The 13840-nt window shown below is 61.1% G+C and carries 11 protein-coding genes; 8 read left to right on the top strand and 3 right to left on the bottom strand.

Annotated features, from left to right (window positions below; genetic code table 11):
• Position 1: 1 nt before the first annotated feature.
• Positions 2-1465: an efflux transporter outer membrane subunit gene (locus P3T16_RS07390; protein ID WP_429341748.1), complete on the top strand. Its 1464-nt coding sequence runs from the start codon at positions 2-4 to the stop codon at positions 1463-1465.
• 439 nt (positions 1466-1904) lie between these two features.
• Here the strand turns inward: P3T16_RS07390 and P3T16_RS07385 are convergent, their stop codons facing one another.
• A complete protein-coding gene (locus P3T16_RS07385; protein WP_429341747.1) occupies positions 1905-2660 on the bottom strand; it encodes a TetR/AcrR family transcriptional regulator in 756 nt (251 codons plus the stop codon).
• A 212-nt stretch (positions 2661-2872) separates the two neighbouring features.
• On the opposite strand from P3T16_RS07385, the gene P3T16_RS07380 reads away from it, so the two are divergent.
• The 7 genes from P3T16_RS07380 (at position 2873) to P3T16_RS07350 (ending at position 12221) form a co-directional block, all read left to right on the top strand.
• Complete coding sequence (locus tag P3T16_RS07380; RefSeq protein ID WP_429341746.1) at positions 2873-4480, top strand: bifunctional 3-(3-hydroxy-phenyl)propionate/3-hydroxycinnamic acid hydroxylase; 1608 nt, start codon at positions 2873-2875, stop codon at positions 4478-4480.
• 13 nt (positions 4481-4493) lie between these two features.
• On the top strand, positions 4494-5564 hold the full coding sequence (locus P3T16_RS07375; protein ID WP_429341745.1) for a VOC family protein: 1071 nt from the start codon (positions 4494-4496) through the stop codon (positions 5562-5564).
• Between the two features lie 34 nt (positions 5565-5598).
• The gene (locus tag P3T16_RS07370) at positions 5599-6555 is read left to right on the top strand and encodes a fumarylacetoacetate hydrolase family protein (RefSeq protein WP_429341744.1); all 957 of its coding nucleotides are present in this window, start codon (positions 5599-5601) and stop codon (positions 6553-6555) included.
• Entirely contained in the window at positions 6552-8573 is a 2022-nt protein-coding gene (locus tag P3T16_RS07365) for an acyl-CoA synthetase (RefSeq protein ID WP_429341743.1), read from the top strand. Before P3T16_RS07370 ends, P3T16_RS07365 begins: the two co-directional genes overlap by 4 nt.
• A gap of 509 nt (positions 8574-9082) precedes the next feature.
• Entirely contained in the window at positions 9083-9823 is a 741-nt protein-coding gene (locus P3T16_RS07360; RefSeq protein WP_429341742.1) for an OmpW/AlkL family protein, read from the top strand.
• Between the two features lie 187 nt (positions 9824-10010).
• Positions 10011-10718, top strand: coding sequence for a TetR/AcrR family transcriptional regulator (locus P3T16_RS07355; protein WP_429341741.1), 708 nt, complete (start codon positions 10011-10013; stop codon positions 10716-10718).
• Between the two features lie 480 nt (positions 10719-11198).
• Positions 11199-12221 carry an IS110 family transposase gene (locus P3T16_RS07350; RefSeq protein ID WP_429341740.1) on the top strand — a complete coding sequence of 341 codons (1023 nt, stop codon included), beginning with the start codon at positions 11199-11201 and terminating at the stop codon, positions 12219-12221.
• Positions 12222-12448: 227 nt separating this feature from the next.
• Here P3T16_RS07350 and P3T16_RS07345 read toward each other — a convergent pair whose 3' ends face one another.
• A complete protein-coding gene (locus tag P3T16_RS07345; RefSeq protein ID WP_429341739.1) occupies positions 12449-12793 on the bottom strand; it encodes a hypothetical protein in 345 nt (114 codons plus the stop codon).
• Positions 12794-12802: 9 nt separating this feature from the next.
• Entirely contained in the window at positions 12803-13600 is a 798-nt protein-coding gene (locus P3T16_RS07340; protein WP_429341738.1) for a substrate-binding domain-containing protein, read from the bottom strand.
• Positions 13601-13840: the final 240 nt, after the last annotated feature.

Below are 13840 nucleotides of genomic sequence, written 5' to 3'. Positions count from 1 at the left end.
CATGAAGCTTGCCTATAAGACATCCGTTCTCGCCGTCGCTACGGCGCTCGCGCTGACGGGCTGCTCGTTCGGCCCCAGCGGCGAGCCGCCGGCGATGCCTTCGCCCGAGCACTACGGGGCGCAGGCGCAGCCCTCGAAGACTGTTGCCGCAGGCGGTATTGCGCAGCGGTTCGATATCGGCGCGACATCGGTGCCGCAGTGGTGGCGGCTTTACCGGTCCGACGCGCTCAATGCGCTCGTCGAGGAAGGCCTGCGCAACAGTCCGACGCTTGCAGGTGCGCAGCGAACGCTCGCGGCCGCGCAAGAGGGACTTCGCGCGCAGGTCGGCGCTTCCACGCTGCCCTCAGTCGACGGTGTCGCCCAGGTTGAACGCGCGCGTTCACCCGTCGTACCGGGGCTCGGCCCTGAGCAGGTGCAGTACAACTTTTTCGCCGGGCAGCTTCAGGCGCACTACACATTCGACTTCTTCGGCCAGACGCGCTACGCCAACGCGGCGGCTGCCGCTCGCGTGAATGTGCAGGCGTATGAACTGGAAGCGGCCCGGCGCGCGCTCGCCGCCAACATCGTCGGCACGGCGATCAATGTGGCGGCGCTCGATCGCCAGATCGCGCTCACCGAACGGCTCGTCGCCGTGGCGAGCGAAACTGCAAACGATGATCAGCAACGATACGTGCTCGGGTCCATTTCGCACGTGCAGGCGCTCAACTCGACGCAGGACGCAGATTCGATCGCAGCGAGTCTTCCGGCCTTGCGCCAGCAGCGCACCTCAGCCGTCCACGCGCTGGCGGTACTGATGGGTCGTACGCCGGATAACGCACCGACCGTTCCCGATCTCGATAGCCTGTCTTTGCCCGACCATGTGCCGGTCGTCGTCCCGTCGGACCTCCTGCGTTCGCGCCCGGACATTCAGGCGGCCGACGCCGCCGTGAAAGCCGCCGCAGCCGACGTTGGCGCTGCGACTGCGCAACTCTTTCCGAGCCTGTCACTGACAGCCTCGATGGGCCGCGGCGGCTTTAGCTGGCCGGCGATGCTTTCAGGCGCGGGGGGGCTCTGGGCGATCGGTGCGGGCCTGTCGCAGCCGCTCTTCCATGGTGGGGCGTTGTTTGCACAACGCAGAGCCTCGATCGATAGCTACGATGCCGCGGTTCTGCACTACAAGTCGACGGTCCTGTCGGCATTCCAGGATGTCGCGGATTCGCTTGCCGCACTGGACAACGACGCGCAGACGCTGGTATCAACCGAAAGAGCGGCACAGGCAGCCCATGCGGCATTCGACGAAACGGCGTCGCGCGCCCGCCTGGGTTCCCTGCCGTCAACTGCACAGCACGCCAGCGAGCAGCGATTTCTCGATGCACAGCTTGGCGCCGTCCGCGCAGGGAGCCAGCGCATGAGCGATACCGCCGCACTGTTCCAGGCGATGGGCGAATTGCCGGACGATCAGCCGCACGTGACGTCAAGAGAATGAACTTGATTCCGTGAGGTCGAGGAGAGCGTCGCGATGAATCGGTTCGCTCTCCATTGGGCGACACCTGCGGTGCCAGGTCAGCCCGACCAGTTCGTTATGCAAGAAATAGGGGGCGCCGTCGGCTAAAGAAATTGAGCCGGCGCTACCGCCTGCGCCGGATGGCGCCGAAATTTCCCTTGTCGCGTCCCAGTATCGAATATCCGAATCTGATTGCCTGCCACGAGTGTGATCTGCTATTCCGCAAGCCTCCACGGCTGGGAGGGTTGGTCACGCGTTGCACGCGCTGCGGAGCGGGTCTGAAAGGAATGCATCGCGTCGGCGGTTGAGCGGAGCCCAGACCCAGAAACCGCTTGATGGGCAAGGCCAACCGGAAAGCACTTTTGCTCATCGAGCCGGGTCGGTGACCCTAATCCCGTAACGTACGTTGTCGTTGCCCGTCTCATTCCCCATCGACTTCCGCCTCGACGAGCGGCAACGCTCGCATTGCAATCTTCTCCGCTTCCGCGCGCTTGAGCCCGAGTGTCTGCAGAAGCGTTGCTGCCGTGCGCTCGGCGAAGTGCTCTCCGCTGAAGCCAAGTTCGTCGAGCAGCTGCGCCGCTGGCGCGCCCGGTGCGACAAAATTCAGCTCGGCCGCAATTGCCGCGAGCACCGTGCCGCCCACCGAAAGAAAACCGATGAAGGGGTCGTTCACCATAAGGCGCTTGGCGGCGATGCCATTGCCGATATCCCGCAGCAGCCGCTGACCCAGCCCGCGGCTCAGGATGCCCGCTGAAAACCCTTCGCGTATCAGGAAGCGTCCCCATACGGGATCGCGCCGCGCACGCATCAGGGTATGGCGCACCGAGACGGCGATCACTTCAGCGGGGTCGGACAGGCCCCCGGTGAGGCGATCGAGCCTGTCGCCGAACTCCTCGAACACATTGTTCACAAGCGTCGCATAGATGGCTTCCTTCGACTCGAAGTGGTTGTAGAACGATCCGAAGCCGACGTCGGCGGCCTCGGTGATTTCGTTGATGGCTACGCCTTCCATGCCCTTTTCGGCCATCAGCCGGAGGGCAGCGTCGAGCAGGCGGGCGCGCGTCTCGCGCTTACGACGGGCACCGCGCGGCTCGCGTTCCTCGGGAACGGCAACCGGGGAGACTGGCGCCGCACGGGTAGGACGCTTTGCTGTCGGGCGATTCGAAGTGTTCGGCATGATCGGTCCAGTTTTAGCCATACGGAAGTATAGATTCTATTGTCTATGTTGACAAAATTATCATCTATGACTTTAATGTCACTAACGGCCGACTAGCGCCGGTCTAACAAACAACAGACGGAGTGACTGTGGAGACAGCAGCAAAAGATGGTTCCGCGCCGTACAGCCGGGATGGCGAGGGTCGTGCGCCGATCGGGGCATTTCCGCGAGCCGTGGACGTTTTATTGGTGGGTTGCGGACCGGTGGGTGCAACGATTGTCAATCTGTTGGCACAGCACGGCGTGAACGTGATGGTTGTCGACAGGTCGACTGAAGTATTCATGGCGCCCCGTGCGATCGCGCTCGATAACGAAGCGCTGCGCATCCTTCAGCTTGCCGGCGTTGCGGAGAGCGATTTCGAGACGATCGCCATACCGTACGTCCGCATGAGGTCGCCCATGTTGGGACTGTTCGGCAGGGTGAATTCGCTGGGCAGCCTGGATGGTCATCCGAAGCTCGTCACCTTCTACCAGCCAGACCTGGAGCGGTGCCTACGCGCCCGGCTCGCGACATACGACTGTGTGCATGTCGCGTTTGGGGTTGAGCTCAAGAGCTTCACAGAAGAACGGGATCATGTGCTCGCATCGTTAGATCTTGGCCAGGGGCGCACTCATGTGGTCCGGGCCCGCTATCTGGTCGGCGCGGACGGGGCGGGTTCATTGGTACGCCAGCTCATTGGGCAGGAATTCAAGGGCAAGACGTTCGCCGAGGACTGGCTGATCGTCGATGCCCGCAACGTACCGCGTCCGATCGATCACATCGAGTTCATCTGCGATCACCGTCGGCCGATCCCGCACATGGTCGCGCCTGGCGGTCGCGAACGCTGGGAATTTATGCTCCGGCCTGGCGAGCGCCGCGAGGATATGGAATCCGAGTCGTGTATCCGGGATTTGCTTTCCCCCTGGGGCAATGTGGAAGACATGATCATCGAGCGCAAGGCCGTGTATCGCTTCCATGCGCGCGCTGTCGATGCATTCAGCAAGGGCCGGGTGTTCCTGGCAGGCGACGCGGCCCACATCACGCCCCCATTCGTCGGGCAGGGATTGGTCGCAGGTCTTCGGGACGCCGCCAACCTTTGCTGGAAGCTCGCATGGGTGGTGCAAGGACGTGCCGATCCAGAGATTCTCGATACCTATGACGAGGAGCGGCGCCCCCACGCGAAGGCGATGATCAACCTCGCGAAGTTCATGGGCAAGCTCGTCATGCCCCGGAGTGGTGTCGTCGCCTTATTGACCCACGGGTTGATGCGTCTGTCGAGACTGGTACCGCGCCTGCGCGCGCAATTCGAGGAGCTGCAGATCAAGCCGAAGAATGCATTCCGCCACGGGCTGTTCGTCAAGGGCCGCTCGTCGACGAAGCTTGTTCGTGGCGCAGTCATCGCGCAAGGCTGGGTGAGAGGTTCGGATGGCACCACGCGTCTGAGCGACGACGTGCTCGGGCAGGGTCTCGCGCTGATTGGGTTTGGCGTGGACGCGGCGGCTGCGCTCGAGCACGCGACGGCCGCAGCGTTTGCGCGTGCCGGAGGGCGCGTTGTCCAGATTGCCCATCGGGGGCAACGACTGCATCTTGCTCCGCGCGACAGCTGGGAAGACCTCGAAGGCGTATTTCTTCCCGGGCTGGTGCCCCTCGGGTGGGCTGCCGTAGCGCGGCCCGACAAGACGATCGTCCACGACGGCCCGGCCACCGATGTAAACCGTATCGTGCGCGAGAGTCTCGCCTTGCTGGGTAATCCCTTGAGCGTGCGGACACCGGAAGTCGAAACCGCTATTCGAACCGCCTGATTTCCTATCCGTTATGAAACTGACCACTGCACAGCCGGCTCATCACCCTGATCCCACGACGAAAGCGTCGGCATTAGCCTATCTGATATTCGAGCGGCCAGACCTCGAGAAAGCCGAGCAGTTTCTCAATGACTTCGGGCTACAGACTGTATCGCGCGGTGAAGCGCTATTGCTTCTGCGGGGAACAGGTGCTTCGCATTTCTGCTATGTCGTCCGCAAGGCGCCGAAATCCCGGTTCGTCGGTTTTGGGCTGCAGGTCGACAGCAGGGCCGATCTTGATGCACTTGCAATGCTGCCAGGCGCCTCCGAGGCCGAACGGTCGCCCTTCCCCGGCGGCGGCTACATCGTTAAGTTAACCGACCCTTCCGGCTTTCGCGTCGATGCAATATGGGGCCAGGCGCCAGCTTCGACGCTATCCCATAGGCCGCCGTTGCCGTTCAACTCCGTGGATGTGGCCGTCCGGATTAACGGGACGCAGCGACCGCCCGAGCGAGCGCCCGAAGTTATCCGGCTCGGACATGTCGTGCTCGAACTGGCCGACTATCAGGAAACGTGCGCATGGTATACGCAGCATTTCGGCTTCATCCCGAGCGATGTGCAGGTGCTTCCCGATGGCTCGCCCGTCGTCGCGTTCATGCGGCTTGATCTTGATGACAAGCCGGCCGATCACCATACGCTCGCGCTTGCACAAGGCTTCCTGCCCACCTACAGCCATAGCGCCTACGAAGTCGTCGATGCAGACGCGGTCGGCATGGGCCAGCGCGTCCTGCGCGAGAAGGGCTGGACGCACGCGTGGGGGATCGGCCGCCATATCCTGGGTAGCCAGATCTTCGACTACTGGCAGGACGCGTGGGGCGACAAGCACGAGCACTATTGCGACGGCGATCTCTTTACGGCCGATGCGCCGACCGGGGTCCATGCCGTGAGCCGTGAGGCGATGGCGCAATGGGGACCGGCAATGCCCCGCAGTTTCACAAAACCCAGATTCACGCCCACGAGCATCGTGGCGCTCTTCAGGAACCTGCGTCGCAGCCCTGACCTGACGCTAAGCAAGCTGCGCTCGCTGGCAAAGATTTTCGCCTGAACCAACCCCTTCCATAGAATCCGGAGATCTATAAATGGCACTTCACGTTCTGCATTATTTGCATCAAGGCCGCGCCGAGTGGGGCGTGGTCGCTAATGGCGCTATCACGCCGATTCCTGGCGAATTCAAGTCGACCGCCGAGTTTATCGAGGCCAATCCGGTCGAACGATTGGTCCTGCTAAGCGGTCCGACGATTCCCGAGTCGGAAGTGCAATGGTTGTCGCCCGTGACCCCCAATCAGCAGTTCATCTGCCAGGGCGCAAACTATCGCCAGCATATGATCGAGTCCGGAATGGACCCGGATGTGAAGAAATTCAACATGATCTTCACGAAGGCGAGTAGCTGCATCGTTCCGGCCGACTCGGCCGTGGTTAAGCCAAATGGAGTGCGGTTCCTCGACTACGAGATCGAACTCGGTCTCGTCCTCAAACGCGACATTACGTGCCGGGAAACTGTTACCGAGGCGAATCTGCACGACTACATCGCCGGCGCCGTGATCGTCAACGACTATTCCGCGCGGGATATCCAGATTCCGCAAATGCAGTTCTACAAGGGCAAGAGCTATCGCACTTTCGGTCCTGTCGGCCCTTACCTTTGCCTCCTGGAGAAACAGGATGTTCCAAAACTGAAGGAGCTCGTGCTGACGCTGACGGTAAACGGTGCTGTCCGCCAGAACGACTCCACGGCGGGCCTCGTCTATGGTCCGGCAGAGACCTTAACAGAGCTTTCCGGCGTACACGATCTGCGCGCCGGTGACCTGCTCGCGACCGGCACGCCCTCCGGCTGTGCCCTGAGCATTCCGTCACCGGAAAAGATGCGCGCCGCGGCGCAGTTGCCCGATGCGGAAAAATGGCGTCTTTTCCTGAAGATGCAGGAAGAACGGCCGCAATACCTGCGCGCGGGTGACGTCGTGGAGGCGCGTATCGTCAGCAATGACGGCTCGATCAATCTGGGCGTACAGCATAACGTCGTTGTGGAAGAGGCGGCATGAAAGGCGTCGCAAACGTACGCGATGTACTTGACATTGAAGCGTGGGTGCAGCCGGCGGATCTCCCGTCGAGTACCTACGAGACGATCTGTCGGGGCGCCGCCATCAATCCATCGGCACCCGCACTTTCGTTCTTTGCAACGGCCGACAATTACCGGAACGCCGAGTGCTGGACGTATAGCGAACTGGTGCGTGATGTCACGCGAACCGCGAATATGTTTGCGCGCCTCGGAGTCCAGCGCAACTCGGTGGTCGCATACGTACTGCCCAACCTCCCTGAAACGCACTTTGTGATCTGGGGCGGGGAAGCCGCCGGGATTGTCTGCGCGATCAACCCGCTGCTTGAGCGCGAAGCGATCGGCGAACTGCTTAACGCATCAGGAGCGAGCGTGCTAGTAACCCTGGCGCCGTTCACCGGAACCGACCTTTGGCAGAAGGTGCAAGCGGTGCTGCGCAAGCTCCCTTGCCTGCAGCACCTGGTGCTCGTGAATCCGGCCGACCGCATGCCGGGCGAAAAGGGAGTTGCGGCCCGGATGCTTCAACGTGGCGAGTGTTCAAGACTGCATGGGCCTGGCGGCATTCACGGTGCCGTTCCTGCGCATGTCGGCATCCATGAGTTCAGTACGGCAATCGCGCGAGAATCCGGGGCGGCGCTCAGCGGCACGCGTCGAACGAGCATCGATGATATATCGTCGTTCTTCTGCACGGGCGGAACCACGGGACTACCTAAGATTGCGATTCGCCGGCACGGCAACGAGGTGGCCAATGCATGGAGCGCGGGTCAATTCTTCGGTGAAAGCATTGGTCCTGGGAAAACGATTTTTTGCGGATTGCCGCTTTTCCACGTCAACGCCGTGATCGTGACGGGCCTGCTGGCGTTCTCGCGTGGTGCCCACGTCGTGCTCGGGACACCTCAAGGGTATCGGGGCGATGGCGTTATAAAGCGCTTCTGGGAAATTGTTGAGCATTACCGCGTCAACTTCTTCAGCGGTGTCCCGACACTCTACGGATCGCTGCTGGACGTCCCGGTTGGCGAGCACGATATCAGTTCGCTCGAGTATGGACTGTGCGGCGCCGCCCCGATGCCGGTGGAATTACTTCGCGCTTTCCAGGATCGTACAGGAATCAGAATCCTTGAGGGTTACGGCCTCACGGAGGGTACCTGCGTTAGCAGCGTTAACCCGCCGCTTGGCGAGCGCAGGGTCGGTTCGATTGGTCTTCGTCTGCCCGGTCAGGCGATGAAAGCAGTGGTGGTCGACGCAAGCGGCCGGTATGTACGGGATTGCGTTGCGGATGAGGTTGGCCAACTGGTTATCTCCGGGCCAAACGTGTTCGTTGGCTATACCCGGCTGGAGCAGAACAGTGGCATCTGGATGGAAGATGGTGACGGCGGGCGCTGGCTCAACACCGGAGATCTCGGACGCTGCGACCCCGATGGTTACTTCTGGCTAACCGGCCGGAAGAAGGAGCTGATTATCCGGGGTGGACACAACATCGACCCTGCAGCAATCGAAGAGCCGTTGCATCGCCATCCCGCAGTTCAGATCGCCGCAGCCGTAGGGCGCCCCGATGTGCATGCGGGCGAATTGCCGGTGGCCTATGTCCAGCTAAAGCCAGGCATAACCGCAACCGAAGCGGAATTGGCCGAGTTTCTGCGTCACGAGATCAACGAACGCGCCGCGTTGCCAAAGGGGATACGGATCGTGGACACGATGCCGTTGACGGGCGTCGGAAAGATCTTCAAGCCGGCGCTGAAACTGCGCGAAACGGCAGACGCCCTGGAGTCGGCCCTCGTAGAGGCTGGCGTCGAGGATGCAATCGTTAGCCTCATTGATGACACCTCGCTCGGAATGTCACTCCACGTCGAACTTGCCGACCCCGCGTTCGAAGCGTTGGCGGCTTCCGCGCTCGGGCGCTTTCCGTTCGCATTTTCGATCTCGGCCGCGGCAAGGCCATCACGGGCCGAGCAACCGACGGGGACAGACGACGCATCGACAGATACGCGGGCCAGCCCAACGTGACACGAGCCCCGAGATCAAACGGACGCGCTCGGTCATGCGCCCAGATTAAAGGCTAGTCAGCGCATACGCGCCGCGATGCGGCGGTTCAAATGCATGCCAATGTCTATAGGTTAGAACACCTAATTGCCTGGATGGAAAGAAGATGGGTGTCGCATCAGAAAGGTCTTTGCGTTCGCAGGTTGAAAAATGGCTCGGGCCGACTTCTTCGATGCCGGTTCGGGTTACCCGATTCAACCGCGCGCGCTCGAATCAGAGACCGTGCGTGCGTATCGAGTTACTGCTACCGACAGGCCCGCTTGGATTCCTTTTCTTCCGGCACCGTGACGGTACTTGGTGCGTGTTCCCGCCTGAGACGGAGCGCCTGGCCATGCCCGCTTATTAGGGTGCAGGGCGATCGGAGTGTGCCCATTGTGTCTATACGAAAACGGGAAAACAAACAATTGAACGGATCGAACGGCAACACCACTGATTCATAAAGAATTTCCAGACAGAGAGACAGGAGAAGAGACATGAGGAATTACAAACGCGCAATCAGTTCGGTCGGTATGGCAGCTTGTATCTGCTCGGCGGCGCTTATCGACAATGCCAATGCCCAGTCGGCCGGAAGCGCGACACTGTCGGCAGGATGGCTTCACATTGCGCCACAGGGCAACGCAACGCCACTAACCGTGGAGAGCATTGGCGGCGTAGCGGTGAACCAGCAGCTAGCCGGTACCGGGGCGCATGCCAGCTCGACGGATACGGTGGGAATTACCACCGAGTACTATGTCACGGACAACATTGGTGTTGCCACGCTGTTTGGATTGCCACTGAAGGTGAATCTGGTTGGCGATGGTACGCTGCAGAAGTATGGCAACCTTGGCTCGACGAGGCCGATGCCGCCCGCCCTCGAACTTCGATACCACCTGTTTTCAGCCGAATCGAAATTCCGTCCGTTCGTCGGACTCGGCGTGAACTATACGTGGTTCACCCAGGTTCGGACAACCAATAGCCAGTTTGTCTCTGATAGCCTCGGTCCAGGTGGCTCGGCACGAGCGACCCTCAGTTCATCGTGGAATCCTGTATTCGAGGCCGGGGCAAATTACGCGATTACAAAACATTGGTCGGTCGGAGCCTCTCTCGGCTACGTTCCAGTGAAGACCCACCTGACGCTTTACGGGCAGACCGCGACTGGAACGCAGATCGTTTCCAGATCGACGCTCCGGCTCGATCCGCTTAACGTCTTCCTGAACGTCGCCTATACGTTCTAGCGCGTACAGGTCGTCGACGCGCCAATAGAGGGGTTTGAACGCTAATCGAAGACACGGAAGTTATTTTTTCGCCACCAGGACCTGACTGCAGGCCGCGATCTCACGGTCGATTACACATATTGCGACACACGCTGCTGCAAAGGGGCCCGGCGATGCCGGGTCTCTGATCCGACCGGTATGTTATGCCATGAAACGGGAACGCCTGACACACGCACAGCGCAGGGAACAGACGCGAGAGCGTCTGCTTGAGGCTGCGCGGAAGATGTTCGTCAAAAAGGGATTGGCCGCTACAAGCGTGGAGGACATCGCCGAGACGGCCGGCTACACGCGCGGCGCGTTCTACTCGAACTTCGACGGTAAGCCGGAGCTGCTGCTTGAGTTGGTGCGCCGGGACCACGATAGCGCGCAGGTCGATCCGCGGGCGGTCATGGACGAGGGCAGCACGCCCGCGGAAGTGAAGGCGCGCGCCATCGCGTACTACGGCCGGTATTTTCGTGATCGAGACTGCTTTCTGCTTTGGGTCGAAGCCAAACTACTCGCGTATCGGGACACCGCGTTTCAGGAGCGCTTTAACGCGTTCCGGCACGAAAAGGTCGACCAGATCAGCACGTACATCCGCACGGCGTCGGAGCGCGACGGCAGGCCGTTGCCCCTGCAGGCGGACGCGCTCGCGCTCGGCTTGGTGAGCCTGCGCGAGGGTGTGCAGTTCTCCAGAATGTGCGACCCGCAGAGGGCGAGCGACAAGGTAATGCAGATTGTCCTTGCCGGATTTCTTTCGTGCGTATTGTGGCGGCAACCGGAAGAAATACCTCACGCCGATCATCGCGCGGGAGCGCCCGGGCGCGGCCGCAGACGTCGGACGCCCACCGCGGGCGCCGACAAAATCCGTGACTAGGGTCCAGCACGATGAAATTGAAGGCAACTGCCTGGGCAACGCGCTGTACCGCGCTCAGCCTGTCGGTCGTCAGAACTCGTCCCCGACAGACCCCTTCAGTCTCGTACGGTTGGCGCGGGTAGTTGTGTATGTCAAGCCGTCAAAGGAGATAACCATGTCTTACGACCACACGAATTTCCAGAATATCGATCCCCGAAGCAGTAAGAATGATCGGAGCGACGTGGATTCAGCGTCGAACCATGTTGTCGAGGTGATTAATCCCACTCTGCCAAGGATCTGGGCATGGGCGCACCACAGCGACTCATACGACTGGATGGACTGGCACTGTCCGTTTCCCGCGATAGGCCCAGATGGAATGGACACCGTCCTCCCTTCGGGGACGCAGGGTCCAGCAGGAACGCGGAGGCCCTCCAGAACCGAACGGCATCAATGTGCCAGAGTGGAGTTTCGACACGTCCACTTGAGGAACGGAGGGCCCAAATGAATGCTACGACATACGGACTGGATGTTGCAAAGAAGATTTTCCAGATGTACTGGGTCGACGCGCAAACCGGCGAAATAGCCAATCGACGCTTTCGACGCGACGAGCTGATCGCGTTTCTGGCGCAGCGGCCTGCGGGCCGGGTGGCGCTTGAAGCATGCGGCAGCGCGCACTGGTGGGCCCGCAAGATCAAGGCGCTCGGGCACGAGGTGGTGCTGTTGCATGCGAAGTTCATCCGACCGTTTGTCCAGACGAACAAGACCGACGCGGCGGATGCGCGGGCAATCTGGACGGCGGTACAGCAGCCGGGGATGCGAACGGTAGCGGCAAAGACGGAAGACCAGCAGGCGATGCTCGGCCTTCACCGGATGCGCTCGCTGCTGATCAAGTTCCGCACCATGCAGGTGAACCAGTTACGAGGCCTCCTCTACGAGTTCGGTGTGTCATTCCGGGCAGGACGCGTGGCCGGTCTCACCGAGATGCGGGCTCGCATGGCAGAGCTCGAGGATGCGCTGCCGGGAACCATGTTCAGCAGTCTGCACGACCAGTTGAGACGCATCGACGGGATCGAGCAGGATATCGACCAGCTTGAGAAGCAGATAAGTGGCTGGCACAAGCAGGAGGCTGCGTGCCGGGCAATCGCGGAAGTGCCAGGCATCGGCAGGCTTACCGCGACTGCGCTGGTCGCTACGATTGGGGATGCAAAAACGTTCAGGTCCGGACGCGAGTTTGCCTCGTTCCTCGGGCTGGTGCCCAGGCAAAGCGGCACCGGCGGCAAGATCCGGCTGGGATCGATCTCCCGGCGAGGTGATCCGTATCTGCGCACGCTGTTGATCCACGGCGCGCGCTCGGTGATGTGTCACGCCAAAGTGCCGACTACATGGCAGAAGGCAATCCAGGAGCGACGACCAGCGAATGTTGCAGCGGTGGCCCTCGCCAACAAGATGGCACGCACCGCATGGGCCATTCTGGCCCACGGCAGGACGTACGAGAAGAATCACGTCAGCGTGAAACCCGCTTAGCAGATGAGCAACGAAAGACGAGGTGAAGTGCCGATAGGTTGCTGAGGTTGATTAACATGTGATGGCGAAACAGGTCGGACCGCAGGAACATAAACCTGAACACAGCCTTGCGCTTAAAAGTGCGTGGCCCAGATGAGGATGTTCCCGGCGAATTCCATCAGGGCCCGCGGGCTTCGGCTTGCACTACAGGCCGGATATAAGACCGCAGCCGATACCTCGTTTGAACATCACATCAAGATCAACTTGGCAAACCGGACGGTGTCCATATAAGCGGTGTGAACGCGGTATGGCGGCGCTACGCTATCGCTGAGCGGAAGCAACTGTTCGACTCGACAGTTTTCGCTGACCCAAGGAACATTCGATTTTCTCGACAGCGGCCATTCGCGACCGAAATATTTGCCCGGTTGCGGATGATGGGAATGGCCGATGACGGGATGCACATCGTCGGTGGTCGAAGGACCGTTGACGGAGCGAAGCGGTCGCACGAGTGTCCAAATGGCGGCCACGACGAATGACTCCTCCTGGCCGTTCCCGGAAAGCCGGCCACTCAGGTCGAACGGCGCATAGGACACGCGTTTCGCTCATTTCGCAGGCTTCGCCGAAAGCGGTTCGAGCCCGGTCCTCGAAATCGCGGGCGCCGCGTCCGGCGACGACAGAAAATGAATCAGCGCCTCTGCGCCGGCTGGATTTTTCGCATTGGTGGCGATACCCCCGGAGAACACCGTGTACCTCTGCACTTCTGCGGGCAAACTGCCGACCACCGTCACCCCCTTCACCGGCAACAGTTCGACGACCTGCTGAATTCCGATCTCAGCTTCTCCATTCGCGACGGCATCGGCGACCTGCGCAGCCGGAATCATGCGGCTCTTGCTCTCCATCGGCCCCGCGATGCCGAGACGCCAGAACAGTTCGCTGCCGACATAGACGCCACTCGGGCTGTCCGGATAGACGATCGACTTCGCTGCGAGCAGCGCTCGCCGCAATGCGTCGGCCGAGCTGATATCCGGCTTCGGCGTCCCCTCGCGAACCACCATTCCGATTGCCGAGCGTGCGAAGTCCACCTTACTGTCAGGCAAGACCCTGCCCGCATTGATCTGTTCATCGAGCGCATACCCAACCACGATCAGCACGTCGGCCCACTCGCCGCGCGCAAGCCGCACAGGGATCGCATTCGCGGCCGTACCCACCGCGGGCCCCCAGACGGTGCTTAGCTTACGGCCGGTCGCCTCCTCGAATTGCGGGCCCAGTTCGCGATAGGCTGACGCAAACCCGCCCGAAATCATCACCTTGACTTCGTCTGCCAATGCGGCCCCGCTGCCCAGTAACGCGCCCGCTACGCAGAACGCGAGTGCGCGAATCGTCAGCTTGCCGATGGTCACGGCCCCGCCCTATGTCGATCGGATGACCCAGTCCGGATATGCATCGAGTCCGGATGCCAGTCATGATGTTAGCCGGCATCGAGTGCGGCAGCGAGACTGCCGCAAACCTGTCAGCTCACTACCGCCGTCGACTGGCGCTGTTCGACCGATTCTGTTGAAAAACTCGCCCGAGAAGTGGAATCTTGCGTATCCTGGTAGACATCGATCGACGGGAGCGCATCGTCATGATGGGTCAACAAG

The sequence above is a fragment of the Paraburkholderia sp. GAS42 genome, from assembly GCF_050436565.1.
GTDB lineage: Bacteria > Pseudomonadota > Gammaproteobacteria > Burkholderiales > Burkholderiaceae > Paraburkholderia.
Note: the sequence above shows the minus strand (reverse complement) of the source record. Positions and strands in the feature narration are given on the sequence as shown.